Here is a 25,535-nt window from a genome sequence, read left to right as displayed (position 1 = left end):
GGTTCACGGAACACGCCGCGGTAGACGAGTGTGGGCTGTGGCCGCGGCCGTCGGCGCCCTGGCCGCCACGACTGTGGGCCTGGCCCCGAGTGCGGCCGCTGCCGACGCCCAGTCGAAGCAGTGGTACCTGGGGCCGATGCAGGCCCAGAATATGTGGAAGGTCAGCACGGGGAAGGGCGTGAAGGTCGCTGTCATTGACAGCGGGGTGAACGCGAACACCTCGTCGCTCAAGGGGCAGGTCCTGACGGACGAGGTCCCGAAATCGGTCGACTATCGGACCACCGACGATTACGACGGCCACGGTACGACCATTGCGGAGTTGATCGCCGGGACGGGAGCAGGGGGCGGCCTGAAGGGCCTGGCGCCTGGAGCCAGGATCATTCCGTTCCGTGTAAAGTTCGATGACCTCAAGGGCAGTGCGTCCGAGCTGAAGAAAACGCCTGACCCCACGCAGGCGATCAGGGCTGCAGCCGACACCGACGCAAAGATCATTAACATGTCCTTTGGTTCCGAGGGGCCGAGCTCCGAGGAAAAGGCTGCGATCGAATACGCTGCCTCGAAGGGGAAGCTGCTGATTGCTGCAGTCGGTAATGACGGTCAGAAATCGGGTGACACGATCGGTTATCCGGCTGCTTTCCCTTACGTGGTCGGCGTAGCGGCAGCGGACAAGTCCCTTACGGTGTCGAAGTTCTCCTCCTCTGGAAACTACGTCGACCTCTCGGCCCCAGGCCAGGGATTCCCCGGCTGGTGTGACGCGACCTTCCACTCGTACTGCGACAACATGAACGGCACGAGCTCGGCAGCAGCGATCACCTCGGGAGCTGCCGCCCTGATCTGGTCCGCCCACCCCGACTGGACGGTGAACCAGGTAACCCGCGCCCTGATCGACACGGCCGGTCGCACGTGGCCGAAGAACAACCCGAGCAAGTACGCCGGCTACGGGCTCATTCGTCCTCGTCTGGTTCTCGCGAACGCCAACTACAACCCCGGGCCGGCGCACGTCGACCCGCTCGCGAAGGACAACGGCGGCGACCTGCTGGCCAAGTCCGGTTCTTCGGTTGCCGCTTCGTCCTCCTCTGACTCTGCATCAACCCCGTCACAGGCCCCGGAAAAGGGTTCCTCCGGCGCGACCTCGGCGGCAGGATCGAGCGTGGAGTCGTCAAGTGGCGGTAGCAGCAACACCACTTGGATCGCACTGGGCGCCGTTGGCGCCGTCGTCGTGGTCGGCGGCGGCGCTCTGGCCATCGCGCGGGCGCGACGCGCCAGGTGAAGTCCTCGGCATCAACAGCCGTAGCACCCCGGTGCCGTTCGGACAGGGCAGGCACTGTGGGCTCACCGCTGGACGCGACAAGCAACAGCGGTGAGCCGAAACCGTCAGATCAACAACGGACACACGAAAGGCAGGGCCGACCATGGCCGGCGGAACGCAGAAGCTCCAAGATGATGCAGTAATCCGTCTCGAGAAGCAGATGCTCGAGAAGTACGAGAACATCCAGAAGCGTGTGCACACGCTCCAGGGCGTCATCGACGGCCTCGAGGGCCAGTGGCAGGGTATCGGCCGTGCCGCGTTCGACAAGAAGCAGATCGAGATCAACGAGTCGCTGCGCAACATCGGCGGCATCCTCGGTGACGTCATCGAGGCCATGACCACGACGCGCAACATCAAGGACAGCAAGGAAGACGAGGTCCGCGCGGCGGTCAACAAGATCGACATCCACGACGGTGCTTCCTCTACCCCGCCGTCGGCCCTGAGCTCCTACTGAGCCGAACAGGTCTCAGAAGCGTCTGCCGGGCAACCGGCGCAGTCATCAGCTACACACACCAGCGAGACGAGGTAAAGAGGCATGGCCAACAACGCTGAGGGGCTGTCAGTCACTTATGACGGGCTCGACACCGCGGCGACCAGCATCGGTAACCAGGCGAGCCAGCTCGAGCAGGATCTGCAGGACCTGCGCGGCCTGGTGGTGAACAGCCAGCAGTACTGGGAGGGCCAGGCCCAGGGCACCTTCCACGAGAAGCTGCAGCGCTGGGACAAGGAAGCCGCTCACATCCACCAGGCCCTGCAGGGTATCGGCCACGTCGTCGCCCAGTCCGGCGGTACCTACATGGAAGGCGACAAGAAGGCGGCCAGCTACTTCCAGTAGGCCGAGGCTCGCAGAATCAACTCCAGGGTGGGCGCGCGCGGGAGGCGCCCACCCTGCTGTTGTGCCGAGCGACAAAGCCGAGCTTTTGAACCAGAGAGGTAAAGAGTGAGCATGCGCGAGTCAGGGTCCGGACCGAGTACCCGAGACACCCGGCAGTTCGGCCCGTACACGGTCGTCACGCGGCTCGACTCCGGCCTTCCCGCGCACACCCCCGTCCCCGAGCACCGCTTCATCGCCCGCAGCGCCGACGGCGACCGCACCGTGCTGCTCAGCAGCCCTCTGGCGACCGCCGACCCGCAGCGCTTCATGGCCGAAGCCGATGCCTCCCGCTACCTCCTTGGGCCCTGGGTCCTGCCGGCCGTCGAACTCGCCGCCCCCGGCGAGCAGCCGTGGCACGCGCGCCCCTACCTGCCCGCGCTCCCGCTGCCCATCGCTCTCGCCCTGCACGGCGGCCCGCTGCCCGAGCGGACGGTTCGCGCGCTCGGTGTCGCGCTGGCCGAGAACCTGGCCATCGTGCACAGCCAGAACCTGACCCACGCGGGGCTCTGCCCGGCCGCCGTGCTGATCGCCACCGACGGACCCCGGCTCACCTGCTTCGGGGCGGTACGGGCTGCCGTGTCGGACGGTTCGGCCCGACAGGATGTACCCGGGCTCGACCCCGGCAGCCTGCCCCCCGAGCAGGCCGCCGGTGGGCAGCCGCGCCCGCTGGGGGACGTATACGCACTCGGCGCGACGCTCGCCTACGCCGCCACCGGGTACACCATGCCCGAACGGGATGAGCTTCCCTCCGGGCTGCGGTCGATCACCACCAGGTGCCTGAGCCGCGACCCCGCCCACCGGCCGCAACTGATCGATGTGATTGATGAGTTGACGGGGAGTGCTCAGTCGGACGCTCCCGTGGGTTTCGCACCGCCCTCGCGTGCGGACGCGTTCCTGGGCCCCGGTTGGTTGCCTGCCCGACTCATTGCCGCGATCGTCCACCAGTCGGCGTCCGTGCTGGCCGCCGAGGTACGGCTACCCGCGCATCCGGCCCGGCCGCTGGGCGAAGCGCCGACCCCGGCGCCCGTACTCCACCCCAGCCACTGACGACAAGAACCCTATGCCGACTCCACTTACCCATGACGACCCCGTTGCCCTCGGCCCTTTCCGGCTCATAGCCCGGCTCGGCAGCGGAGGCATGGGCACCGTCTACGTGGCGCGCTCCGCCGGCGGGCGTACCGTCGCCCTGAAGACCATGCACGCCGCCATCGCCACCGACCCGGCGGCCCGCACCCGTTTCCGGCTGGAGGTGGACGCGGCCCGGGTCATCGGTGACCAGTTCGGGGCGCGGGTGATGGACGCCGATCCACTCGCGGAGACGCCCTGGCTGGCCACGGAGTACGTGCTGGGACCCCCGCTCGACGAGGCCGTCGAAGGCGGGGGGCCTCTGCCCGAGCAGTCCGTACGGGCCCTGGGCGCCGCCCTGTGCTCGGCGCTCGGCCAGTTGCACCGCTCGGACGTCGTCCACCGCGACCTCAAGCCGTCCAACATCCTTCTCACCGCCTACGGCCCGAAGGTCATCGACTTCGGCATCGCACGGGCCATCGGCGACGAGCGGCTGACCCGTGCCGGAGCCGCTGTCGGTACACCCGCCTTCATGTCTCCGGAACAGGCCACCGGGCAGGATCACGACGCGGCCGGCGATGTGTTCGCGCTCGCCGGAGTGCTGGTGTACGCCGCCACCGGGCGCGGCCCGTTCGGGCACGGGCAGACGGCGGATCTGCTGTACCGGGTGCGGTACGCGGAGGCGGACCTCAGCGGTGTACCGGCCGCTCTCGTGCCCGTTCTGGCCCAGTGCCTGGCCAAGGAACCTGGGGCTCGCCCCACCACGGCTCAACTCGCGGTCCAACTGCACGACGGGAAGGGCGAGTTCGCCGACCACCTGCCCCATGAGCTGCTGGCGGACATCGGGCGGCGGGCCGCCGACGTCTGGCGGCTGACGCCGCAACGGCTGCCGGCGCCGGCAGCCGAGGCGGGTCCCACCACGGTCACTTCGGTGCCCAAGCGGGGCCTCTCGCGCCGTGGGTTCCTGGCGGCGGGTGGGGGGCTCGCGGTGACCGCGGCCGCGGGTGGGGGACTGTGGTGGTACCGCGGGCGTGCCAAGCCCCTGGCCAAGAAGGCGCCCCAGCAGACGCGCAACCTCGACCCGCTGTGGCATTACGGCGGTAAGGGGGCGATGGAGATGGACTCCTGGGGACTGATCCACCCGTATCGCGCCAACGGATCGATCTGGCTCCCCTACAACGCCGTCATGAAGCGCCTCAACCCGTCCACCGGGACTTTCCGGGACGTGCTGTTCGGCGGGAACTGGTGGCAGGCGGCTGCGGTGAACGACCGGCTGTACATGCTCCAGCAGTACTACCCGGAGAACGGCAAGACGCCCCATGGCGTGATGTCGATCGACATCTGGGACGAAGGTCAGAACTACGAGGGGCCGACCTCGACCCGATTCGCGTCCGCCACGTCCACCATCAAGCCGAACCAGCTCCTCTGCATCACCGACGGCGTCGCCTACGTCGCATTGGGCTACGGGAAGGACCTCGAGGACCAAGGGTTCCTTCCCTCGCAGACCTGGACCCTGCGGGCCGCCGATTTCAAGAGCGGTAAGACGCTCTGGACGAAGCCGTTGCCGAAGCGGTCGAGCAAGAGTCACCGACTGCACTTCCTCGCCGCGAAGGTCGCCGGCGGCCGCCTGGTGACCTTCCAGGAGGTGACGGACAACAAGCCGCACATCGTCGCACGTGACATCGCCAGCGGGGTCGTCCTGTGGGACAAGCCTTATGACATCGAGGACATCGACTCCCTCAGGAGCGAGATCGCCGCGGACGACACGCACCTCTACGTCGGTGGCGCCCAGCTCCGGGCCCTGCGACTGAGCGACGGGACTCAGGTCTGGGCGAGCAAGAGCGGGCAACGATACAGCCCGCCGACGCTGGCGAAGGGTGTGCTGTACGCCGTCGCCGAGGGCGTCGGGCTCATGGCGGTGGACACGCAACGCGGCAAGGTCCTGTGGACCGAGGCGACAGCCGAAGCGGACCAGGCGTACATGGGCTGGCAGCCGATCATCGGCACCCGCTACGGGTACTACAAGAACGGACTGCAGCTTCGGGCCGTTTCGCTGTCGGCCCACAACGTCGCCCTGACCTACAAGACGACCGCTGTGGAGTTCCACGCGGACACCCAGTCGGGTCTGGTTCTCGGTGTGGAGCCCGACGACCTCTCCGCCTACCCACTGAAGTGACCACGGACGGACCCTGTAGCAGGTCAAGGTCCGCACCGCCGTCCGGGAACCGCCCCGTTCTTCTCGGCAGAAAGACCAGCCCTCGATGAAACCACTCGGTACCGGCGACCCTGTCCGTCTCGGCCCCTACCGCTTGCTCGGCGTCCTCGGCGAGGGCGGCATGGGCAAGGTCTACGTCGGACAGGACGGCGCCGGCGTCCTGGCCGCCGTCAAGGTGCTGCGGCCGGAACTCGCCCACGACACCGACCTGGCCCAGCGCTTCGTGCGCGAGGCACAGGCCGCACAGGCGGTGCGCAGCAAGGGAGTCGCTGCCGTGCTCGGGGCGCACACCGAGGGCGCGCGGCCGTGGATCGCCACCGAGTTCCTCGCGGGACCCACCTTGGACCAGGTGGTCGACACATACGGCCCACTTGCCGAACCGGCACTGCGGGCCTTGGCCACTTCCCTGGCGCTGACCCTCGCCGACATCCACGCGGCGGGCTTCGTCCACCGGGATCTCAAGCCGCCGAACATCGTGCTCACCTCGAACGGGCCGCGCGTCATCGACTTCGGCATCGCCCGGCCGGAACACGGGCTCACTCTCACGACCACCGGACAGATCCCGGTCACGCCGGGCTACGGCGCACCCGAGCAGGTACTCGGGCGACGAGTCGCCCCGCCCGCGGACGTGTTCTCGCTCGGCGCCCTGCTCGTGTACGCCGCCACCGGCCGACGAGCCTTCGACGGCGGGCACGTGGCGGCGCTGCAGTACGAGGTGGTGCACGGTGAGCCCCGGCTCGGTGACATGCCACCGCAGTTGCAGGAGCTCATCGCTCCGTGCCTCGCGAAGGACCCGGCCGCCCGCCCGCTGCCCGCTCAGATCGCCCAGGCCATGTCGGCACCGAGGGGAGCGGACCGGGCGTGGCGGCGCGGGAAGATCGCCGATGCGATCAAGAAGCGGGAAGCCGAGGCTTATCGCCTGACCACGCAGATCACGGCGCACTCGACGGTCGGAGCACCCTCCGTCGGCCGGCGGCGCCTACTCGTCGGACTCTCGACGGCGGGCGTCGTCGTCGCGGCCGGGGGCGGTACGACGGCCTGGTGGTTGGGTACCCGCGGAGGCACCACGTCCCGGACCATCAAGAAGAGCGACCCCTTCGACATCCCCCCAGCCGTGCGTACCCCCGTGCAGCCGTTGGACCCAGACCCCGACAAGGATCCGAGCAGAACCGGGCAACCGGCCAGCATCTGGTCACTGGGCGACCTGGCCGACGTCTACTCGCCCCTGCTCCTGCCCGTACGCGACGTCCTGGTCTTCGGCGCCGCGAGCGGCGGCATCGCCGCGTACGACGTCAGGGACGGCAGGAAGCGCTGGACGGCGCCCGGCATGGTGGCGAAGGCCGGCTATCTGTCCCTGTCGGACCGGCTCGTGGCCGGCGCGGACAGCCAGGGGGTGCTGCGGACCTTCGTCCCGTCCACCGGCGAGCCCAAGTGGACATGCCCCGGCGCCGAGGCCATGACGCTGCTCGGCGCCGACGCGGAGGCGGTGTACGTCCTCACCAAGGAGGGCAGAGTGCGCAGCATCGGCCGCGCGGATGCGAAGGTCCGCTGGACGGCCACCGTTCCGGCCGACTTCCGCCAGAAGGTGATCCCGCCCGGCGCCGTCGGCCAGGGCAGGGTCATCATCCCGGCGTCGAACGGCAGCGTCCTCGCCCTACGCACCAGCGACGGCCGCACGGTGTGGAGCCGGACGGCTCACCTCAGCAGTGACGACTTCACGGTCCGCCCGGCGGCCGACGGCGACACCGTGTACCTCAACGGCAAGACGCTGGAGGCTCGTCGGCTCAGCGACGGGCAGATCACCTGGGCCGCCAAGCCTGGCGACGAAGACGGTTTCGGTGCGCCGGCGGTGTCCACGGACGCGGTCTACGCCACCAGGGGCTCCTACCTCACACGGCGGGACAAGCGCGACGGCAGCGACATGTGGACGCCCGAGCGCTTGGGGGTCTACAGCTCACCGATGACCGCCCTGACCCACAGCCGCGTGGTGCTGAGCGGTCACGGCGTATGGGCGTTGGACAACGGTTACTCCGAGACGGACCCGATGGAGCTCAAGACAGCGAAGGCGACCGACGGCAGCCAGGGATGGGCGTACGACGTCGACCAATTCACCTATGGTCACTTGGCCTCCGCCGCCAACCGCGTCTTCCTCATGCACGACAGTGGGGTCCAGGCCCTGACGACGTTCTGAGCGGACACTTCCTCGGTGAACTGCTTCGCTGGGAAGGGCGGCTGAGCCCCCTCCGGGATCGTCCGGCACGTGGTTGAGCTGCGTATGCGCCGCCCCGGCCTGCTGTCGCGCCAGCGCGTCCGACTTGAGCTGCTCCTGCGTCGGCACAGGCGCGGCGGCAACCCCAACCGTCCCCGAAACCTCCACTTCGGTCCCGCAGCGCCCCGAGAACGCCGGATGCCGCGGACCAGAACGATCCGCGGCATCCAGGTCGGGCCAGGCCCAGTTGCCCGAGAACGACTCCGAAAGCGGTGGTCTCCTAGGAGTCCACCAGCCCCACCTGCACCATCGGCTTCCCCCGCTTCCGCGACACGAAGATGCCCCGCCCCGTCGGCATCGGCCGTGGCCTTACTCCGCCCAGCAGTTCGCCCTCGGCGGGATCGCCCGCGAGGACCACGCCCTGGGCGCCGAGTTCCTTGATGCGCTGCATGAAGGTCTCGTAGCCGGCGCGTCCGGCGCCCGCCGTGGAGCGGGCGATGATGAAGCGGACGCCGACGTCGCGGGCGAAGGGGAGGAGTTCCGTCAGGCCTGCCAGCGGGTTGCCGCTGGACGTGGACACCAGGTCGTAGTCGTCGATGACGACGTACACCGTGGGGCCCCGCCACCAGCTGCGGTTGCGCAGCTGCTCGGGGGTCACGTCGGCCGTCGGGGTGCGGCGCTGCATCAGGTCGGCCAGGGCGTCCATGTGGTGCTGCATCTGGTTCGACATGGGGATGTACTCGGCCAGGTGCGAGTCCGGGGTCACCCCGAGCAGCGACCGTCGGTTGTCGACGACGAACAGCTTGCAGCTGTGGCCGTCGTAGCGCTCGGTGAGGCGCTTGATCAGCAGCTTGAGCAGGTTCGACTTGCCGGACTCGCTCTCTCCGAACACCAGGAAGAACGGATCCTGTTCGAAGTCCACGAACACCGGCTCGAGGTTGTCCTCGTCCAGGGCGAAGGAGATGCCCCGGTTCGGGAAGCGGTCGCCGGGCGGGAGCTGGGTCGCAGGGAACTCGCGGGGCAGCAGGCGTACCTCGGGTGCGCCGGGCTCCTGCCAGTGGCGGGTGACTTCGGCCGCGAGAGCCGTCGTCGCCTCAGCCAGGTCCGTGTCGGAGGAGAGCCCGTCGATGCGTGGCACCGCCGCCATGAAGTGCTGCTTCTGCGGGGTCTGGCCGCGGCCCGGCACCCCGGTGGGCACGTTGGCCGCGATCTTGCGGTCGATCTCCGAGTCCATGGGATCACCGAGCCGCAGCTCGAGGCGGTTCATCAGGTGGTCCTTGAGGTTCGCCCGGACCTCCATCGAACGCGACGCGGTGATGATCACGTGGATGCCATAGCCGAGGCCGCGCTGAGCCATGTCCAGGACCAGCGGCTCCAAGGCCTCGTAGTCGGCGCGGAAGTTGCCCCAGCCGTCGATGACGAGGAAGACGTCACCCCAGGGCTGGTCGGTCACCGAGATGTCGCCGCGTGCCCGGCGGGAGCGGAACTCCGCGATGGAGGAGATGCCCGCGGACCGGAAGTACTCCTCGCGCCGGGTCATGACGCCGTACACCTCGGCCGCCGTACGACGGACCTTCTCCGGGTCGAGGCGGGAGGCCACGCCGCCCACGTGGGGCAGGCCGGCCACCGCGGCCATACCGCCGCCACCGAAGTCCAGGCCGTAGAACTGCACTTCCCACGGGGTGTGGGTGAGGGCGAACGACGCGATGATCGAGCGCACCAAGGTCGACTTGCCGGACTGCGGGCCGCCGACGATCTGCATGTGACCGGCCGCGCCGCCGAAGTCGAGCCACAACGGGTCGCGCCGCTGCTCGTAGGGCTTGTCGATGAGGCCGACGGGGACCACCAGCCGGCCCGCGCCCTCATAGCCGGGCTGGGTCATCCCGCGGCCCGGTACCGGGGCCAGGCCCGGCAGCAGCGCGTCGAGCGACGGCGGGCTGTCCAGCGGGGGCAGCCACACCTGGTGGGCCGCCGGACCCTGCGCCTCCAGGCGCCGCACGATCACGTCGAGCACGGTGTCGGCGAGCGCGTCGTCCTGCTGCTCGGTCGGCGCCTCCTGGCGCTGCTGCGGGATCGGTGCGTACTGCACCGGCACCTCCGCCGCGGTGAACAGGACGGGCCTGCGGTCGACGGGCAGTGGGCCGCCGAGCGCCGCGGCCTGCTGCGAGCTGGTGCGGTACACGCCGGAGACGTACGCCGCCTTGAAGCGCAACATCTCGTCGGTGCCGAACTTGAGGAAGCCGGAACCCGGGACGTTCGGAAGCTCGTAGGCGTCCGGGACGCCGATCGCGGCGCGGGACTCGGCCGCCGAGAACGTCCGCAGACCGACGCGGTACGACAGATACGTCTCCAGGCCGCGCAGGCGGCCCTCCTCCAGGCGCTGCGAGGCCAGCAGCAGGTGCACGCCCAGCGATCGGCCGATACGGCCGATCTGCACGAACATCTCGATGAAGTCCGGCTTGGCGGTCAGCAGCTCGCTGAACTCGTCGATCACCAGGACGAGGGAGGGGATGGGCTGCAGCGGGGCGCCTGCGGCGCGCGCCTTCTCGTAGTCGTGGATGTTGGCGTAGTTGCCCGCGTCGCGCAGCAGCTCCTGGCGGCGGTTGAGCTCGCCGCGGATCGAGTCGCCCATGCGGTCGACGAGGGTGAGGTCGTCCGCGAGGTTGGTGATCACGGCCGCCACGTGCGGCAGCTGGGCCATGCCCGCGAAGGTGGCACCACCCTTGAAGTCGGCGAGTACGAAGTTCAGCGTCTCGGAGGAGTGGGTCACGGCAAGGCCGAGGACCAGCGTGCGCAGCAGTTCCGACTTGCCGGAACCGGTGGCACCGACACACAGGCCGTGCGGGCCCATGCCCTCCTGCGCGGCCTCCTTGAGGTCGAGCATCACGGGCCGGCCGTCCTCACCCAGACCGATCGGCACCCGCAGCCGCTCCCCTTGCGAACGCGGCCGCCATGTCCGCTTCGGGTCGACCGATGCCGCGTCGCCCAGGTTCAGCAGGTCGGTGAACTCCAGGTTCGCCAGCAACGGTTCGTCGTCGTCCCCGCCCGACGCCATTCGCAGCGGCGCCAGTTGACGGGCGAGGGCCTCGGCGGCCTCGTACGACAGGACGTCCGGGGTCCCTTCGTAGACCATGCCGTGCGCCGACTCCAGGCGCAGCTCCTTGGGCTGGACGACGACGGACAGGTCGCCCCGGCCGACCGTGAGGTCACCCGGCACGACCTCCAGGACCGTCACACCCTGCATGCCCTCGGGGCTGGCCAGCAAAGCGGTGGGGGGCAGGGAGACGCCGTCGAGCACCACCACCACGTGCGGCTGCTCCGGGACCGGGGGACCACCGGGGTGGAAGCGCGGGCGGCCCTGGAGACGGGAGGCGAGCCGGTCCTCCAGCTCCACCGGGTCGGTGGTGATCAGGCGGATGCTGCCGGCGCCGTCGGCGAGGCCCGGCGCCTGCACGTGCGGCAGCCACTTGGCCCACTCCCACTCGTGCGCCGACTGACGTTCGGCGACGACGGCGATGACCAGGTCCTCGGGGGAGTGCAGCGAGGCGAGGGAGGCGGTGACGGCACGTGCGGCGCCGCGCACGGTGCCGGGCTCGCCGCTGATCGTCACGTGGTAGAAGGCGCGCAGCGACACGGCCATCGGCAGCTCGTCAAGGGTGCTGTGCGTGGCCAGGAAGCGCTGCATGGCGCCCGCGGTCAGCGGCTCCAGCTCGTCCACCGGGGCGGTCTCCGGCGGGATCAAGGGAGTGGCCAGGGCCTGCGGGCCGAGGCCCACCCGCACCTGCCCGAAGTCCTCGTCGCCGGTGCGCCGTTCCCACACCCGGCTGCCCTCGGCGACCAGCGCCCACAGTTGCTCCGGCGAAGGGTGCAGGTAGTACTGCGCGTCGCGCTGGGCCTTGGCGGTGCCGAGTGCGGCGCGCCGGGTCTGGGAGAGGTAACGCAGGTAGTCGCGGCGCATGTCGGCCATCTGCCCCTGGTTGCCGCGGCGGTAGCGGACCAGCATCGAGATGCCCATGGCGATCGTCGAGGCCACCATCAGCAGGCCCATGATCTTCATGAAGGGCTGGGCCTGGGGGTTGAAGAAGAACACCACGGAACCGCCCATGCCGAGCATGGGCAGGAGCTGCATCCAAGCGCTTTCCTGCTGGCCGCGCGGAAGTTCCGGCGGAGCCTGCAGCAGGACCTCGTCCGTGGGCACTTCCTTCGGCAGTGCCCGCGGTGGGCGCTTGACGACGATGTGGCTCACTACGCACCAATTCCCTTGCCGGACCGAGATTTTTCGTCCGCCGCCCCGTGTCAGGCGAACGTCGATCGCGAAGCGCGATCCTACTGACAACCACGGACAACGGCTGGCGGTAGGGTGCCGGTGAGACGCGTGAGCAGTTGCGAATCGTTCCGGGAAAACCCGGGCAATCCGCAACGGTTCGAAGGAGGCGCCTCCCCGCAAACCCCGGATGCGACTGCTCGGTTCACCGGCGGAGCGTGTGGCGCCGCACAACCTACACAGGATTTTTACGGGCGGAAGGTGCGCGGTGGCACCGCAGGCCGCCCCACCACCGACGAGGGGGAACAGCAGGTGAGCATGACGGCCTCCGCGCCGGCCGGCGCGCCCGGCGGACACGGCACCGGAGCCCCTTCCGGGGCGGGTATGGGATTCGGCTTCTGCCGGGTCACCATCGTGGCGCCCGACAGCCGGATCGACGTGGCGCTGCCCGACGACGTACCGGTCGCGGACCTGTACCCGGAGATTCTGCGGCTGTCCCAGCAGAGCCCCGCCGAGGGCGCTCCGGTCGGCTACCACCTCGTACGGCGCGACGGCACCGTCCTCGACGGCGCCCGGTCCTTCACGGCACAGCGCATCCTCGACGGTGAACTGCTCACCCTGCGCCCGTTCGCCGAGTCGCTGCCGCCCGCCGTCCTCGACGACGTCTCCGAGGCGGTGGCCTCCGCCGTCACCCGCGACCGGACCCTGTGGAGCGGCGACCTCACCCGCGCCGCCGGCCTCGTCGCGGGCGGCATCCTGCCCGCGTTGCTCGCCTTCGTGGCCTGGAGCTCCCAGATCCGCCATGACATGCACAGCCTGCAGGGCATCATCGCGGGCATCACCGGCATCCTGCTGGTCACCATCGCCTGTGTACGCGCGCGCGTGTACGACGACCGGGGTTCCGCGGTCGCGCTGGGACTCGGCGCCCTGCCGAACATCGGCGTGGCCGGGTCCGGGCTGCTGCCGCTCGCCCACCACGAGGGCATCGGACGGCTCCAGTTCCTGCTCGCCTGCACGGCGGTCCTCGTCGCCTCCCTGGTGCTCACCCTGGTGTCGCCCGGCGGCGACGGACCCTTCGTGGCGTTCCTCTTCGCCTCCGCCATCGGCCTGATCACCACCTTCATCGCGACTCTCACCGATCTGAAGCCCATCGAGACGGCCGCCATCGGCGCCCCGCTGTCCGTCGTCGCCCTGGCCTTCCTGCCGGGCCTGTCCATGCGCTTCGCCCGGCTGCCCATCGGCTTCGAACCGCCCAACCCCTCCCGCGGCGGCTATGACACCGGCGAGCCCGCCCCGCAGGAGCCCGTGGACGCCGACCGTGTGGCCGCCCAGGCCCGGCGCGGCCACGAACTGCTCGTCGGGCTCGTCGGGGGCTGTGCCCTCGTCGCCGTCGGCGCCTCGATCGTCCTCGGCTTCTCCAGCAACGTCTGGGCCCAGCTCCTGGCGCTCGCGACCGGCGTGGCGATGCTGATGCGGGCGCACCTGTTCCGCTACACCGCGCAGGTGGGCGCCACCCTGGCCGCCGGCCTCGCCGCCATCGTCTTCCTCGGTCTCGGGCTGGCCCTGAACCCGCCCCGGGGCTATCTGATCGATGCCATCCAGGGCGACACCTCGTCCCTCGACATCCGCAGCATCTGGCTCGCCGCGGCGGTCGGCGCGGCCACCGCCCTCGTCACCGCGATCGGTCTGATCACTCCGCGCCGCGGTGTCACCCCCTTCTGGGGCCGTTTCCTGGAGATCGCCGAGAGCTTCGTCCTGCTCACTCTGATCCCGCTGGCGCTGGCCGTGTTCGACGTGTACGCGCGTGCACGGGCGATGACCAGCTGAGGGCCGACGCGCGGGAAGCAGAGGCCACGGAGAAAGGGCGGCACACATGCGTGCCGCCCTTTTCATGTTTTGCCAACCTCAGCGCCGCTCACTGCCCGGCAAGCCCCCCATTGCGCTCATGTGGCTCCAGATCGAACTCCCCGTCCCGCGCCCCCAGTACGAACGCGCGCCACTCCGCCTCGGTGTAGCGGAGCACGGTGGCGTGGTCGAGGGAGGAGCGCATCGCGACCGCACCGCCGGGCAGGTACGCGATCTCGACCCGCTCCTCGTGTGCCTCCGTGCCCGGTGCGCAGTGCCACTCCACGCCGGAGATGTCGAGTGCGTACAGCTCGTCCCGCTCCCGCTCCTTGCGCGCCTTGACGTCTTCCTGAGATTCCGGCGCCGACGCGCCGGCGCTCGTGCCCTGTGTCTCGGTCATGGTGAAGCGGCCCCCTTCGGCATACGGACTGCGTTGCGTCGTCACCCTACTGGGAGACCACGCGCGCGTACTGTGAAACGACCTGGTCAACGCCCGTACGAAGGAGTACGGCCGGATACGGGTGCGGACCGGCGACCGCTTGTGCCCAGGGAGCGGAGGTTTCGTCACGGGCATGCAACGGGCGCGGCCATGCCAACCCATGCTCACGTAAATTCCCGGTCATGAGCATGCCCGGCACCGCCCCATGGTCCCCGCCGTCGACCGACGTACTCGCCCTGCGCGGCGGCCGCGGCGGCGGTTACCACAGCAGCTATCACGGCGGCTACCACCACTACGGCTCCCACCACTACGGCAGCCACGGATCCGGCGGCGGTGGTGACGTGTGGATCTGGGTCCTCGTCCTGGTCGTCCTGATCGTGGTCCTCCTGGTCTGGAACGCCAAGCGGAGCCAGTGACACGGACGGCCGAACCGTCCTGGTACCCTGTGTGACGGCCGTTTGTGTACGCACCCCCGGAGCCCTCTTGAACAGGCTCTGGAGGCCGCGCCCAGCGGATCCCGCCTCCCGAGTAACGGAAGCTCCCCCGAGAAGCAGACCGGGGGCACTCGGTGGCACTCACAGACTATGAGGAGTACGCGTGTCGCTCGACGCCGCTACGAAGAAGCAGATCATCGCCGAGTTCGGTACCAAGGAGGGTGACACCGGCTCCCCCGAGGTCCAGGTCGCTCTGCTCTCCCGTCGGATCTCCGACCTGACGGAGCACCTCAAGACCCACAAGCACGACCACCACTCCCGTCGTGGCCTGCTGATCCTGGTCGGTCAGCGCCGCCGGCTGCTGCAGTACCTGGCGAAGAAGGACATCCAGCGCTTCCGCGCGCTGGTCGACCGCCTCGGCATCCGCCGTGGTGCGGCGGGCGCCAAGTAGGACGCCGTGAGGGGAGCGGTTCCCGGAAGCAGATCCGGGGGCCGCTCCCTTCGTCGTACATGCGGAAACGTGCGGAGTGTCACTCACGCTTTGTAGTGTGGTAGCACAACGCAATACGTACGACACGGAACGACGTACGACACAGAACGAGGAGAAGCGCACCTAGCCGCCGCCGGTCCTCGGTAGTGGCCCCCGGGGGGAAGCGAGCCCCGGGTGCTTCGATCGAAGACCGGCCCGCACCGCACGGCGCGCTTCTCCACCACCGTCCCCCTGCCACACGGGCAGCCAAGGGACGAAAGACGATACGTAACGGAGAAAACGCTAGTGGAGAACGAGACCCACTACGCCGAGGCCGTCATCGACAATGGCGCCTTCGGTACCCGTACCATCCGCTTCGAGACGGGCCGCCTGGCCAAGCAGGCCGCCGGTTCCGCCGTGGCGTACCTGGACGACGACACCATGGTGCTGTCGGCCACCACCGCCTCCAAGAACCCCAAGGACCAGCTCGACTTCTTCCCGCTCACGGTGGACGTCGAGGAGCGCATGTACGCGGCCGGGAAGATCCCCGGTTCCTTCTTCCGCCGTGAGGGCCGGCCCTCCGAGGACGCGATCCTCACCTGCCGCCTCATCGACCGCCCGCTGCGCCCGTCCTTCAAGAAGGGCCTGCGCAACGAGATCCAGGTCGTCTGCACGGTCATGGCGCTCAACCCCGACCACCTGTACGACGTCGTGGCGATCAACGCCGCGTCCGCGTCCACGCAGCTGGCCGGTCTGCCCTTCTCCGGCCCGATCGGCGGCGTCCGCGTCGCGCTGATCCGCGGTCAGTGGGTCGCCTTCCCGACGCACACCGAGCTCGAGGACGCCGTCTTCGACATGGTGGTCGCCGGCCGCGTCCTGGAGGACGGCGACGTCGCGATCATGATGGTCGAGGCCGAGGCCACCGAGAAGACCATCAAGCTGGTCGAGGGTGGCGCCGAGGCGCCGACCGAGGAGGTCGTCGCCGCCGGTCTGGAGGCCGCCAAGCCCTTCATCAAGGTCCTGTGCCGCGCCCAGGCCGACCTCGCCGCCAAGGCCGCCAAGCCGGTCGGCGAGTTCCCGATCTTCCTGGACTACCAGGACGACGTCCTGGAGGCCCTGACCGCCGCGGTCAAGCCCGAGCTCGCCCAGGCGCTCACCATCGCCGGCAAGCAGGAGCGCGAGGCCGAGCTGGACCGCGTCAAGGGTCTCGCCGCCGAGAAGCTCCTGCCGGAGTTCGAGGGCCGCGAGAAGGAGATCTCCGCCGCGTACCGCTCGCTGACCAAGACCCTGGTCCGTGAGCGCGTCATCAAGGAGAAGAAGCGCATCGACGGCCGTGGCGTGACGGACATCCGTACGCTCGCCGCCGAGGTCGAGGCCATCCCGCGGGTGCACGGTTCCGCGCTGTTCGAGCGTGGCGAGACCCAGATCCTGGGCGTCACCACCCTCAACATGCTCCGCATGGAGCAGCAGCTGGACACCCTCTCCCCGGTGACCCGCAAGCGCTACATGCACAACTACAACTTCCCGCCGTACTCCACCGGTGAGACCGGCCGCGTCGGCTCCCCGAAGCGCCGCGAGATCGGCCACGGCGCCCTCGCCGAGCGCGCGCTCGTGCCGGTGCTGCCGACGCGCGAGGAGTTCCCGTACGCGATCCGCCAGGTGTCCGAGGCCCTCGGCTCCAACGGCTCGACGTCCATGGGTTCGGTCTGCGCCTCCACCATGTCGCTGCTGAACGCCGGTGTGCCGCTGAAGGCCCCGGTCGCCGGTATCGCCATGGGCCTGATCTCCCAGGAGATCGAGGGCGAGACGCACTACGTCACCCTCACCGACATCCTCGGTGCGGAGGACGCCTTCGGCGACATGGACTTCAAGGTCGCCGGCACCAAGGAGTTCGTGACCGCCCTCCAGCTCGACACCAAGCTGGACGGCATCCCCGCCTCCGTCCTGGCCGCGGCCCTCAAGCAGGCCCGCGACGCGCGTCTGCACATCCTCGACGTGATGATGGAGGCCATCGACCGGCCCGACGAGATGTCCCCGCACGCCCCGCGGATCATCACCGTCAAGATCCCGGTCGACAAGATCGGCGAGGTCATCGGCCCCAAGGGCAAGATGATCAACCAGATCCAGGAGGACACGGGCGCCGAGATCACCATCGAGGACGACGGCACGATCTACATCGGTGCCGCCGACGGCCCCTCCGCCGAGGCCGCCCGCGCCACGATCAACGGCATCGCCAACCCGACGATGCCCGAGGTCGGCGAGCGCTACCTCGGTACGGTCGTGAAGACGACCACCTTCGGTGCGTTCGTCTCCCTGCTGCCCGGCAAGGACGGTCTGCTGCACATCTCGCAGATCCGCAAGCTGGCCGGCGGCAAGCGCGTGGAGAACGTCGAGGACGTCCTCGGCGTGGGCCAGAAGGTCCAGGTCGAGATCGCCGAGATCGACTCCCGCGGCAAGCTCTCCCTCGTTCCGGTGATCGAGGGCGAGGAAGGCTCCGACGAGGCGAAGGACGACGCCGAGCAGTGACGTCCCGTAGCTCCAAGGTGACGGCCCGCCCCTCTTCGGAGGCGCGGGCCGTCGCCCGTACCCAAACCCTGATCAAGGGCCAGAACGGCATCGGCACGGTCCGCAAGACCACCCTCCCGGGCGGCCTGCGCATCGTCACCGAGACCCTGCCCTCGGTCCGCTCCGCGACCTTCGGCATCTGGGCGCACGTCGGCTCCCGCGACGAGACGGCGGCCCTGAACGGCGCCACGCACTACCTGGAGCACCTGCTCTTCAAGGGCACGAACCGCAGATCGGCGCTGGACATCTCCTCCGCCATCGACGCCGTCGGCGGCGAGATGAACGCGTTCACGGCGAAGGAGTACACGTGCTACTACGCGCGCGTGCTCGACACCGACCTGCCGCTCGCCATCGACGTGGTCTGCGACATGCTGACCGGCTCGCTCATCCTTGAGGAGGACGTCGACGTCGAGCGCGGCGCGATCCTCGAAGAGATCGCCATGACCGAGGACGACCCCGGCGACTGTGTGCACGACCTGTTCGCGCACACCATGTTCGGCGACAACGCCCTCGGCCGCCCCGTCCTCGGCACGGTCGACACGGTCAACGCCCTCACCGCCGACCGCATCCGCCGTTTCTACCGAAAGCACTACGACCCCACCCACCTGGTGGTCGCCTGCGCCGGCAACATCGACCACAACAAGGTCGTACGACAGGTCCGCGCGGCCTTCGAGAAGGCGGGCGCCCTGCGGAGCCCGGACGCGCAGCCCGTCGGCCCGCGCGACGGCAGCCGTACGATCCGCACGTCCGGCAAGGTCGAGCTGCTCGGCCGCAAGACCGAGCAGGCGCACGTCGTCCTCGGTATGCCCGGCCTCGCCCGCACCGACGACCGGCGCTGGGCCATGGGCGTGCTCAACACCGCCCTCGGCGGCGGCATGTCCTCCCGCCTCTTCCAGGAGGTCCGGGAGAAGCGGGGCCTCGCCTACAGCGTGTACTCGTACACCTCCGGCTTCGCCGACTGCGGCCTGTTCGGCGTGTACGCGGGCTGCCGGCCGAGCCAGGTGCACGACGTGCTGAAGATCTGCCGCGACGAACTCGACCACGTCGCCGCGAGCGGCCTCACCGACGACGAGATCGCCCGCGCCATCGGCCAGCTCCAGGGCTCCACCGTCCTCGGCCTGGAGGACACCGGCGCGCTGATGAACCGCATCGGCAAGAGCGAGCTGTGCTGGGGCGAGCAGATGTCCGTCGACGACATGCTGGACCGGATAGCGGCGGTCACCCCGGACGAGGTCCGCTCGGTCGCCCGCGACATCCTGGGACAGCGCCCGTCGCTGTCGGTCATCGGCCCGCTGAAGGACAAGCAGGCCGCGCGGCTGCACGACGCCGTCGCCTGAACACCTCCCGGTCACTCCCTAAGGAAGCAAGAGATGAGCAAGCTGCGCGTGGCGGTCCTCGGAGCCAGGGGCCGGATCGGCTCCGAGGCGGTCAAGGCGGTCGAGGCCGCCGAGGACATGGAGCTGGTCGCCGCACTCGGCCGGGGCGACAAGCTCCAGACCCTGACGGAGACCGGTGCCCAGGTCGCCGTCGAGCTGACCACCCCCGACTCCGTCATGGACAACCTCGACTTCTGCGTGCGCCACGGCATCCACGCGGTCGTCGGTACGACGGGCTGGACCGAGGAGCGCCTCGCGCAGCTGACGGGCTGGCTGGCGGAGTCCCCGCAGACCGGTGTGCTCATCGCGCCGAACTTCTCCATCGGCGCCGTCCTGACCATGAAGTTCGCGCAGATCGCCGCGCCGTACTTCGAGTCGGTCGAGGTCGTCGAACTGCACCACCCGAAGAAGGTGGACGCGCCGAGCGGTACGGCCACGCGCACCGCTCAGCTCATCGCCGAGGCCCGCAGGGCCGCCGGTACGGCCCCGGCGCCGGACGCCACGGAGACGGCCCTGGACGGCGCGCGCGGCGCCAGTGTCGACGGGATCCCGGTCCACGCCGTGCGCCTGCGCGGCCTCCTGGCCCACCAGGAGGTGCTGCTGGGCGGCGAGGGCGAGACGCTGACCATCCGCCACGACTCCCTGCACCACAGCAGCTTCATGCCGGGCATCCTGCTCGGCACCCGCCGCGTGGTGACCACTCCCGGCCTCACGTTCGGCCTGGAGCACTTCCTGGACCTGAGCTGAGACAGACCCTCCGATGCGCGCGAAGATCACCTACCTCGTCACGGCCGCCGTCCTGGTCTTCTACTTCGTCCTGGTCGGCAGCCGCGGCGTCATGCTCATCCAGTCCGGCACGGCCGTGACCGTCACCTTCGGGGTCGCGGTCCTCATCCTGCCGGTCATCGGTCTGTGGTTCCTGTGGAAGAACACCCAGTTCGTCCGCAGGGCCAACGCCCTCGCCGCCGAACTCGACGCCGAGGGCGGCCTGCCTGTGGACGAGCTGAAGCGGCTGCCCAGCGGCCGGGTCGACCGCGACTCGGCCGACGAGGTCTTCGCCAAGCGCAAGGCCGAGACGGAGGCGACCCCCGACGACTGGCGCTGCTGGTTCCGCCTCGCCGTCGCCTACCACGACGCCCGCGACACCCCGCGCGCCCGCAAGGCGATGCAAAGGGCCATCGCCCTGCACGACGGCAAGCCGGTCCAGGCCTGACGACCTGCCCCCGGCCCTCACCGCCCCGGAATGCTGCCGCCGCCGTCCACACCGAGCTGCTGCCCGGTGATGAACCCGGCGTCCTCGCTCAGCAGGAACGCGATGGCCGCGGCCACCTCCTCCGGGCGGCCGAGGCGCCCCGCGGGCACCGAGCGCAGCACTCTGGCCTCCTCCGCGCCGCCCACGGGGTGCGAGGCGCGGAAGAGCTCGGTCTCCACCGGACCGGGAGCCACCGCGTTGACCGTCACCCCGTCCGCGGCCAGCTCCAGCGCCCAGGTCCGGGTCAGGCCCGCCAGCGCGCTCTTGGCCGCCGCGTAGCTGCTGCGCCGGCGCGCGCCGTGCACCGAGCGGCTCGTCACATTGACGATCCGGCCCCAGCCGCGCTCCCGCATCCCGCCGACGCAGGCCTGGGTGACCTGTACGGCGGCGCGTACGTTCAGGTCGTACACGGCCTGCAGCGTGTCGAGCCTGATCTCGCCCAGCGGTTCCGGCACGGCGATGCCGACGTTGTTGACGACCGCGTCCACGCGCTCCTCATGCGTCACGGTGTCCAGCAACTGACGGGTGGCCTCCGCGTCGGCGAGGTCACAGGCGTGCAGCACTCCCGGGAAATCACCGTCCGGGGCGCCGCGGGCGACTCCCAGCACCCGGTGCCCCTGGGCGGCGAGACGGTGTGCGGTGCCGAGGCCGATCCCCTTCGACGCTCCGGTGATCAGCACGGTACGTCCGGACAACAGCGGTCTCCCTTCCGACGCGGAGGACATCCCGCAGCCGATCCTTTCACCGGCCCGCACACGCCCTGCCGTGGGCCTGGCACGCCGTAGGGGCCGCCCCACAGCACGCGGGGCGGCCGCTACGGGCTGACCCCGAGGTCAGTGGTGGCGGTTCTCCGCCGCCCATGCCTCCACCGTGTCCGCGGCCCGGTCGAACGCCGCCGGGCGGCCCAGGAAGTCCAGCGTGTGCGTGGTCAGCAGCGCAGAGGTGTCCGCGGCCGGCCGGTCCTTGCGTACGAGCACCAGCGCCTGCCCCTGCACGGTTCGCGGCAGCCCCAGCCAGCGCACCGGCTGCTGCACCGTCCGCACCGACACCACCCGCGCCCACGGCACCGTACGTGTCACCAGGAAGCCGACGTGGCGCAGCCCCCGGCCACTCGCCCACACGCCCATGCGCAGCAGCCGCAGCGCGCCGGCGATGACCACGAGCCCTGAGACCAGCGTGGCCACGGCGGAGGAGACCGAGCCGGTCAGGGCGATGAGCACCGCGGAGAACAGCACGAAGGAGGCGAGCAGCAGCACCAGCGCCGCCGCACCCACACGCCAGGGACCGGGACGGTACGGACGCCGCCAGCGCTCCCGGTCGTCGTAGGGCAGCGCGCTCTCGGAAGCGGCCTCGAAGGTGCGGTCGGCCGTCAGGAAGGACAGGGGCACGGCTGGTCCTCACTCCATGCGTGCGTGGGCTGTGCCCGGTGAGGCTATCCGCCGCGGTTGCCGCCCACCACCCTGGGCGGCCGGAAGGGTTCAGTGCCCCTGCGAGGCCTGGGACTGCTGCGTCGGCGTACTGGACGGTGTGGACATCGCCGGCATGCCGAGTATCAGGGCTCCCACCAGCCCGGCGACCAGGGTGAGTCCGAGCAGCCAGCGCCCGGCTATCTCCCCGAAGGACGCCCGCGGCCGGGGCGGGGGAGTGACATTGCTGCGGAACCTGTCAGCCTCGGCCAGGAAGGCGAAGGGTACGGGCTCACGCCGACGGAACATCGCGGTACGTCTCCTTTCATGATCAACATTTTCGGCTCGAATGAGTGGGCCTCACCGGTACAGACGCTCGAGTGACACAAAAGGTGCCCATGTCGGAAAAAATCCGTGGTGGGATTTCTGGGGCCGGGTCCTGCCGTGGCCCGGGCGGGTGCCCCGTAAGGTGGGCGCGAACCACAGCTGTGATGGGAAGGACCCCTAACCCCGTGACCACCCCCGAGTCGCTCACGTTCCGCAGTGACGTCACCGTCGAGCTGGTGAAGTCCAGTGCTTCGGACGCCGACGTCCTCTTCGCCGCGCGGGTCTCCACCGCCGGCGAGCAGTCCCTGGACGAGCTGAAGAAGGACCCCGAGCGCTCCAAGGGGCTGATCAACTACCTGATGCGCGACCGGCACGGCAGCCCGTTCGAGCACAACTCGATGACGTTCTTCATCAGCGCCCCGATCTTCGTGTTCCGCGAGTTCATGCGGCACCGCGTCGGCTGGTCGTACAACGAGGAGTCCGGCCGCTACCGGGAGCTCGAGCCGGTCTTCTACGTCCCCGGCACCGACCGCAAGCTGGTCCAGGAAGGCCGCCCCGGCAAGTACGTCTTCGTCGAGGGCACCCCGGCCCAGCACGAGGCGGTCTCCAGCACCCTGCGGGAGTCGTACGAGCAGGCGTACGCGGCCTACCAGAAGATGCTCGCCGAGGGCGTCGCCCGCGAGGTCGCCCGTGCGGCCCTCCCCGTCGGCCTCTACTCCTCGATGTACGCCACCTGCAACGCCCGTTCCCTGATGCACTTCCTCGGCCTGCGCACCCAGCACGAGCTGGCCAAGGTGCCGTCCTTCCCGCAGCGGGAGATCGAGATGGTCGGCGAGAAGATGGAGGCGGAGTGGGCGAAGCTCATGCCGCTCACGTACGCGGCCTTCAATGCGAACGGCCGCGTGGCCCCGTAGGAAAGGCCGACGAAGCCCTGTTCCCCCACCAGGAACGGATGTACGGGTCAGCCTCGCGAAGTGTCCGTATTGCGGCATTTAGAGAAGTTCATCTAGCCTGATCAAACGGACCCGGCACTGCTTGAACCCCCGAGCAGGCAGTGCCGGGCTCCGCATTTGTCCTGACTTTCCCGACCCCCCGAGGGCAGACCGCACAGGGAGCACCGAGTAGCGTGTTACCCATGGCTCCGACCTCGACTCCGCAGACCCCCTTCGGGCGGGTCCTCACCGCCATGGTCACGCCCTTCACGGCGGACGGCGCACTCGACCTCGACGGCGCGCAGCGGCTCGCCGCCCACCTGGTGGACGCAGGCAACGACGGCCTGATCATCAACGGCACCACCGGCGAGTCCCCCACCACGAGTGACGCGGAGAAATCGGACCTCGTACGAGCCGTACTGGAGGCGGTCGGCGACCGTGCCCACGTCGTCGCCGGCGTCGGCACCAACGACACCCACCACAGCGTCGAGCTGGCCCGCCAGGCCGAGCGCGACGGCGCACACGGCCTGCTGGTCGTCACGCCGTACTACAACAAGCCCCCGCAGGAGGGCCTGTACCGGCACTTCACGGCCGTCGCCGATGCCACCGAGCTACCGGTCATGCTCTACGACATCCCCGGCCGCAGCGGTGTCCCGATCAACACCGAGACCCTCGTCCGGCTCGCCGAGCACCCCCGGATCGTCGCCAACAAGGACGCCAAGGGCGACCTCGGCCGCGCCAGCTGGGCCATCGCCCAGTCCGGCCTCGCCTGGTACTCCGGCGACGACATGCTGAACCTCCCGCTGCTCTCCGTGGGCGCGGTCGGCTTCGTCTCGGTCGTCGGCCATGTCGTCACCCCCGACCTGCGCGCGCTCGTCGACGCGTACGTCTCCGGGGACGTCGTCAAGGCCACCGAGATCCACCAGAAGCTGCTCCCGGTCTACACCGGCATGTTCCGCACCCAGGGCGTCATGACCACCAAGGCCGCGCTCGCCCTCCTGGGACTGCCCGCGGGCCCGCTGCGCTCGCCCATGGTCGAGTGCTCGCCCGAGGAGATCGCCCAGCTCAAGATCGATCTTGCCGCCGGCGGGGTACAGCTCTGACAACAGACTTGGCAGCACACGGGCTTCACAGCTGAAGACCAACGGGCTTCACAACTGAAGAAAAACAGAAGAAGCGGGCCACCGGTGCCCGCACCCCACAACGACAACTGCTTCTGCACGAACGTCTCACGCGCCACGTGCCCGACCGGTACGTGGCGCGTGTGGTGAGGAGAGTCTTTTGAGTCATCCGCATCCCGAACTCGGCCCGCCCCCGCCCCTCCCCGAGGGTGGTCTGCGGGTCACCCCGCTCGGCGGTCTCGGCGAGATCGGCCGGAACATGACGGTCTTCGAGTACGGCGGCCGCCTGCTGATCGTCGACTGCGGAGTGCTCTTCCCCGAGGAGGAGCAGCCCGGAATCGACCTGATCCTGCCGGACTTCTCGTCCATCCGGGACCGCCTCGACGACATCGAGGGAATCGTCCTCACGCATGGCCACGAGGACCACATCGGCGGTGTCCCCTTCCTGCTCCGCGAGAAGCCGGACATCCCGCTGATCGGCTCCAAGCTGACCCTCGCCCTGATCGAGGCCAAGCTCCAGGAGCACCGGATCCGCCCGTACACCCTCGAGGTGGCAGAGGGGCAGCGCGAGCGCATCGGCCCCTTCGACTGCGAGTTCGTCGCCGTCAACCACTCCATCCCGGACGCCCTGGCCGTCGCCATCCGCACCCCCGCCGGCATGGCGGTGCACACCGGCGACTTCAAGATGGACCAGCTCCCGCTGGACAACCGCCTCACCGACCTGCACGCCTTCGCCCGGCTGAGCGAGGAGGGCATCGACCTCCTGCTCACCGACTCCACGAACGCCGAGGTCCCGGGTTTCACCCCGCACGAGCGCGACATCTCCAACGTGCTGCGCCAGGTCTTCGCCGGCGCCCACAAGCGGATCATCGTCGCGAGCTTCGCCAGCCATGTCCACCGCATCCAGCAGATCCTGGACGCGGCCCACGAGTACGGCCGCCGGGTCGCCTTCGTCGGCCGCTCCATGGTCCGCAACATGGGTATCGCGCGCGATCTGGGCTATCTGAAGGTGCCCCCGGGCCTGGTCGTGGACGTCAAGACGCTCGACGACCTCCCCGACCACGAGGTCGTCCTGGTCTGCACGGGCTCCCAGGGCGAGCCGATGGCAGCGCTGTCGCGGATGGCCAACAGGGACCACCAGATCCGGATCGTCGAAGGCGACACGGTGATCCTGGCGTCCTCCCTCATCCCCGGCAACGAGAACGCGGTCTACCGCGTGATCAACGGCCTGACCCGCTGGGGCGCCAACGTCGTCCACAAGGGCAACGCCAAGGTGCACGTTTCCGGCCACGCGTCCGCGGGCGAGCTGCTGTACTTCTACAACATCTGCCGCCCCAAGAACCTCATGCCGGTCCACGGCGAGTGGCGCCACCTGCGCGCCAACGCCGAACTCGGAGCGCTCACCGGCGTCCCGCACGACCGGATCGTCATCG

Annotated in this window: 21 protein-coding genes (1 of these 21 running past the window's edge); 16 read left to right on the top strand and 5 right to left on the bottom strand. The window is 69.6% G+C overall.

All coding sequences use genetic code 11. The annotated features are described in order from the left end of the window. Positions 1-37: 37 nt before the first annotated feature. The 6 genes from FB563_RS05385 to FB563_RS05360 all read left to right on the top strand — a co-directional run bounded on the left by FB563_RS05385 (position 38) and on the right by FB563_RS05360 (position 7,654). The gene (locus FB563_RS05385) at positions 38-1,270 is read left to right on the top strand and encodes a S8 family serine peptidase (protein WP_234357788.1); all 1,233 of its coding nucleotides are present in this window, start codon (positions 38-40) and stop codon (positions 1,268-1,270) included. A gap of 199 nt (positions 1,271-1,469) precedes the next feature. Further along, the gene (locus FB563_RS05380; protein ID WP_411573187.1) at positions 1,470-1,763 is read left to right on the top strand and encodes a WXG100 family type VII secretion target; all 294 of its coding nucleotides are present in this window, start codon (positions 1,470-1,472) and stop codon (positions 1,761-1,763) included. Positions 1,764-1,844: 81 nt separating this feature from the next. Beyond that, the gene (locus tag FB563_RS05375) at positions 1,845-2,144 is read left to right on the top strand and encodes a WXG100 family type VII secretion target (RefSeq protein ID WP_055706802.1); all 300 of its coding nucleotides are present in this window, start codon (positions 1,845-1,847) and stop codon (positions 2,142-2,144) included. 111 nt (positions 2,145-2,255) lie between these two features. Beyond that, positions 2,256-3,230, top strand: coding sequence for a serine/threonine-protein kinase (locus FB563_RS05370; RefSeq protein WP_055706801.1), 975 nt, complete (start codon positions 2,256-2,258; stop codon positions 3,228-3,230). A gap of 13 nt (positions 3,231-3,243) precedes the next feature. Then, positions 3,244-5,424, top strand: a complete 2,181-nt coding sequence (locus FB563_RS05365) for a protein kinase domain-containing protein (RefSeq protein WP_142218509.1) — start codon at positions 3,244-3,246, stop codon at positions 5,422-5,424. An 85-nt stretch (positions 5,425-5,509) separates the two neighbouring features. Beyond that, entirely contained in the window at positions 5,510-7,654 is a 2,145-nt protein-coding gene (locus FB563_RS05360; protein WP_055708652.1) for a serine/threonine-protein kinase, read from the top strand. A 298-nt stretch (positions 7,655-7,952) separates the two neighbouring features. Here the strand turns inward: FB563_RS05360 and eccCa are convergent, their stop codons facing one another. Continuing rightward, positions 7,953-11,918: a type VII secretion protein EccCa gene (gene eccCa / locus FB563_RS05355; RefSeq protein ID WP_055708653.1), complete on the bottom strand. Its 3,966-nt coding sequence runs from the start codon at positions 11,916-11,918 to the stop codon at positions 7,953-7,955. A gap of 336 nt (positions 11,919-12,254) precedes the next feature. Between eccCa and eccD the strand changes: the two genes are divergently transcribed. After that, positions 12,255-13,763, top strand: coding sequence for a type VII secretion integral membrane protein EccD (gene eccD, locus FB563_RS05350; RefSeq protein ID WP_142219041.1), 1,509 nt, complete (start codon positions 12,255-12,257; stop codon positions 13,761-13,763). An 88-nt stretch (positions 13,764-13,851) separates the two neighbouring features. Here eccD and FB563_RS05345 read toward each other — a convergent pair whose 3' ends face one another. Further along, positions 13,852-14,181, bottom strand: a complete 330-nt coding sequence (locus FB563_RS05345) for a DUF397 domain-containing protein (protein WP_055708654.1) — start codon at positions 14,179-14,181, stop codon at positions 13,852-13,854. 221 nt (positions 14,182-14,402) lie between these two features. Here FB563_RS05345 and FB563_RS05340 point away from each other — a divergent pair, with 221 nt between their 5' ends. The 6 genes from FB563_RS05340 (at position 14,403) to FB563_RS05315 (ending at position 20,277) form a co-directional block, all read left to right on the top strand. Beyond that, positions 14,403-14,636 carry a hypothetical protein gene (locus FB563_RS05340; protein ID WP_142218508.1) on the top strand — a complete coding sequence of 78 codons (234 nt, stop codon included), beginning with the start codon at positions 14,403-14,405 and terminating at the stop codon, positions 14,634-14,636. 181 nt (positions 14,637-14,817) lie between these two features. Then, entirely contained in the window at positions 14,818-15,105 is a 288-nt protein-coding gene (gene rpsO, locus FB563_RS05335) for a 30S ribosomal protein S15 (protein ID WP_003997419.1), read from the top strand. A gap of 324 nt (positions 15,106-15,429) precedes the next feature. After that, positions 15,430-17,649: a polyribonucleotide nucleotidyltransferase gene (locus FB563_RS05330; protein WP_055708656.1), complete on the top strand. Its 2,220-nt coding sequence runs from the start codon at positions 15,430-15,432 to the stop codon at positions 17,647-17,649. Next, positions 17,646-19,025, top strand: coding sequence for a M16 family metallopeptidase (locus FB563_RS05325; protein WP_055708657.1), 1,380 nt, complete (start codon positions 17,646-17,648; stop codon positions 19,023-19,025). The genes FB563_RS05330 and FB563_RS05325 overlap by 4 nt, the downstream gene beginning before the upstream one ends. A gap of 33 nt (positions 19,026-19,058) precedes the next feature. Then, a complete protein-coding gene (dapB, locus tag FB563_RS05320) occupies positions 19,059-19,811 on the top strand; it encodes a 4-hydroxy-tetrahydrodipicolinate reductase (protein ID WP_055708658.1) in 753 nt (250 codons plus the stop codon). 13 nt (positions 19,812-19,824) lie between these two features. Next, on the top strand, positions 19,825-20,277 hold the full coding sequence (locus FB563_RS05315; protein WP_055708659.1) for a tetratricopeptide repeat protein: 453 nt from the start codon (positions 19,825-19,827) through the stop codon (positions 20,275-20,277). 17 nt (positions 20,278-20,294) lie between these two features. On the opposite strand, the gene FB563_RS05310 is transcribed toward FB563_RS05315, so the two are convergent. The 3 genes from FB563_RS05310 to FB563_RS05300 all read right to left on the bottom strand — a co-directional run bounded on the left by FB563_RS05310 (position 20,295) and on the right by FB563_RS05300 (position 22,031). Then, on the bottom strand, positions 20,295-21,011 hold the full coding sequence (locus FB563_RS05310) for an SDR family oxidoreductase (protein WP_324615862.1): 717 nt from the start codon (positions 21,009-21,011) through the stop codon (positions 20,295-20,297). Between the two features lie 138 nt (positions 21,012-21,149). Continuing rightward, the gene (locus FB563_RS05305) at positions 21,150-21,704 is read right to left on the bottom strand and encodes a hypothetical protein (protein ID WP_055708661.1); all 555 of its coding nucleotides are present in this window, start codon (positions 21,702-21,704) and stop codon (positions 21,150-21,152) included. Between the two features lie 90 nt (positions 21,705-21,794). After that, positions 21,795-22,031, bottom strand: a complete 237-nt coding sequence (locus FB563_RS05300) for a hypothetical protein (RefSeq protein ID WP_055708662.1) — start codon at positions 22,029-22,031, stop codon at positions 21,795-21,797. Between the two features lie 182 nt (positions 22,032-22,213). Between FB563_RS05300 and thyX the strand changes: the two genes are divergently transcribed. From thyX to FB563_RS05285, 3 genes are all read left to right on the top strand, one after another. Next, entirely contained in the window at positions 22,214-22,963 is a 750-nt protein-coding gene (gene thyX / locus FB563_RS05295; protein WP_055708663.1) for an FAD-dependent thymidylate synthase, read from the top strand. A gap of 221 nt (positions 22,964-23,184) precedes the next feature. Beyond that, positions 23,185-24,084, top strand: coding sequence for a 4-hydroxy-tetrahydrodipicolinate synthase (gene dapA, locus FB563_RS05290; RefSeq protein ID WP_055708244.1), 900 nt, complete (start codon positions 23,185-23,187; stop codon positions 24,082-24,084). A gap of 178 nt (positions 24,085-24,262) precedes the next feature. Next, positions 24,263-25,535: the 5' portion of a ribonuclease J gene (locus FB563_RS05285; protein ID WP_055708245.1), read on the top strand. The gene runs 413 nt beyond the window's last position; the window shows 1,273 of its 1,686 coding nt (coding positions 1-1,273); its start codon is at positions 24,263-24,265; the stop codon falls past the right edge of the window.

This window comes from Streptomyces puniciscabiei, assembly GCF_006715785.1.
GTDB classification, from domain to species: domain Bacteria; phylum Actinomycetota; class Actinomycetes; order Streptomycetales; family Streptomycetaceae; genus Streptomyces; species Streptomyces puniciscabiei.
Note: the sequence above shows the minus strand (reverse complement) of the source record. Positions and strands in the feature narration are given on the sequence as shown.

Excerpts from the sequence above, each read along its gene's own strand:
- FB563_RS05380 (WP_411573187.1), top strand. The coding sequence starts at position 1,470 with ATGCTCGAGAAGTACGAGAACATCCAGAAGCGTGTGCACACGCTCCAG.
- FB563_RS05375 (WP_055706802.1), top strand. The coding sequence starts at position 1,845 with ATGGCCAACAACGCTGAGGGGCTGTCAGTCACTTATGACGGGCTCGAC.
- FB563_RS05370 (WP_055706801.1), top strand. The coding sequence starts at position 2,256 with ATGCGCGAGTCAGGGTCCGGACCGAGTACCCGAGACACCCGGCAGTTC.
- FB563_RS05365 (WP_142218509.1), top strand. The coding sequence starts at position 3,244 with ATGCCGACTCCACTTACCCATGACGACCCCGTTGCCCTCGGCCCTTTC.
- FB563_RS05360 (WP_055708652.1), top strand. The coding sequence starts at position 5,510 with ATGAAACCACTCGGTACCGGCGACCCTGTCCGTCTCGGCCCCTACCGC.
- eccD (WP_142219041.1), top strand. The coding sequence starts at position 12,255 with ATGACGGCCTCCGCGCCGGCCGGCGCGCCCGGCGGACACGGCACCGGA.
- FB563_RS05345 (WP_055708654.1), bottom strand. The coding sequence starts at position 14,181 with ATGACCGAGACACAGGGCACGAGCGCCGGCGCGTCGGCGCCGGAATCT.
- FB563_RS05340 (WP_142218508.1), top strand. The coding sequence starts at position 14,403 with ATGAGCATGCCCGGCACCGCCCCATGGTCCCCGCCGTCGACCGACGTA.
- dapB (WP_055708658.1), top strand. The coding sequence starts at position 19,059 with ATGAGCAAGCTGCGCGTGGCGGTCCTCGGAGCCAGGGGCCGGATCGGC.
- FB563_RS05315 (WP_055708659.1), top strand. The coding sequence starts at position 19,825 with ATGCGCGCGAAGATCACCTACCTCGTCACGGCCGCCGTCCTGGTCTTC.
- FB563_RS05300 (WP_055708662.1), bottom strand. The coding sequence starts at position 22,031 with ATGTTCCGTCGGCGTGAGCCCGTACCCTTCGCCTTCCTGGCCGAGGCT.
- thyX (WP_055708663.1), top strand. The coding sequence starts at position 22,214 with ATGGGAAGGACCCCTAACCCCGTGACCACCCCCGAGTCGCTCACGTTC.
- dapA (WP_055708244.1), top strand. The coding sequence starts at position 23,185 with ATGGCTCCGACCTCGACTCCGCAGACCCCCTTCGGGCGGGTCCTCACC.